Annotated in this window: 1 protein-coding gene; it reads right to left on the reverse strand. The window is 61.5% G+C overall.

The genetic code is table 11. From position 1 onward, the window contains the following. Positions 1 to 18: 18 nt before the first annotated feature. Positions 19 to 1,175 (reverse strand): IS3 family transposase gene (locus NUU27_RS25340; RefSeq protein WP_257765061.1). Its coding sequence is split into 2 segments (ribosomal slippage): positions 19 to 923 and positions 923 to 1,175, totalling 1,158 coding nucleotides; the frame shifts between segments, so codons are not numbered across the junction. Between the last annotated feature and the right edge of the window lie 65 nt (positions 1,176 to 1,240).

Consider the following 1,240-nt stretch of genomic DNA (forward strand, 5'->3'; position numbering starts at 1 on the left):
TGACCTGCCACTGAACCTTCATCCAGCGGCGATTAGAGCCTCGACTGTTTCTGTTACGCGCTGAGGCGCGGGTTGGGCAACCGGGTTACCGGTTGCGGCGAGAACCTCGGCGAAGGTCGCCGGGGTTTGATAGCCAAGCGAGGAGTGTGGTCTCGTCGTGTTGAAATCCTCCACCCATTCGGCGATGGCGCTGCGGGCATGGTCGAGGCCGAAGAACAGGCTCTCGTTCAAGAGTTCGTCACGCATTCGGCCGTTGAAGCTCTCGACGTAACCGTTCTGCATCGGCCTTCCCGGCGCGATGTAGTGCCATTCGACGCCATGATCCTTCGACCAGGCCAGGATAGCGTTCGAGGTGAACTCGGTGCCATGGTCGGACACGATCATTCCCGGTTTGCCGCGGCGAGCGATCAGATCGGTCAGTTCACGAGCAACACGACGGCCAGAGATCGAGGTATCCGGGATCGCAGCCAGGCATTCCCGTGTCACCTCATCGACGATGTTCAGCACCCGGAAGCGCCGGCCACAGGCAAACTGGTCATGCACGAAGTCCAGCGACCATCGAGCGTTCGCCTTCACCTCAACCAGGATCGGGGCACGTGTGCCGACTGCTCGTCGTCGTGATCGGCGCTTGCGAACCGCCAGCCCTTCCTCCCGGTAGAGCCGATAGATGCGATTGATGCCGGATCGCTCGCCTTCCCTCCGCAGCAGGATGAACAGGCGTCGATAGCCGAAGCGGCGGCGCTCGTTGGCAAGTTCGCGCAATCTGCCGCGCAGTTCCGTCTCCGGCGGACGGCGCGACTGGTAGCGCACCATCTTCCGGTCTGCTCCGACGATAGAACAGGCCCGCCGTTCCGACAGGCTCATGACGGCCTGCAGATGCGCGACGGCTTCGCGCTTCACGGCGGGCCCTACCATTTTTTTGACAGAAGCTCCTTCAGCGCCGCCGCTTCCAGCATCTGGTCCGCCAGCAACTTCTTCAGCTTCGCGTTCTCGTCTTCCAGAGCCTTCAGGCGCCTGGCGTCGGACACGTCCATCCCGCCATACTTCGCCTTCCAGTTATACAGCGTCGCCTCGCTGATCCCGTGCTTGCGTGCCAGATCCCCTGCCTTCGCACCTGCCTCGTGCTCCCGCAGAACCGCGATGATCTGCTCTTCCGTAAACCGCTTCCGCTTCATTCATCCGTCCTTCAATCAAGGTCGGACTCTAACTCCAGGTGGAGGAAAAACTCAGTGGCAGGTCA

It is taken from the genome of Nitratireductor sp. ZSWI3 (assembly GCF_024655565.1).
GTDB lineage: Bacteria > Pseudomonadota > Alphaproteobacteria > Rhizobiales > Rhizobiaceae > Nitratireductor.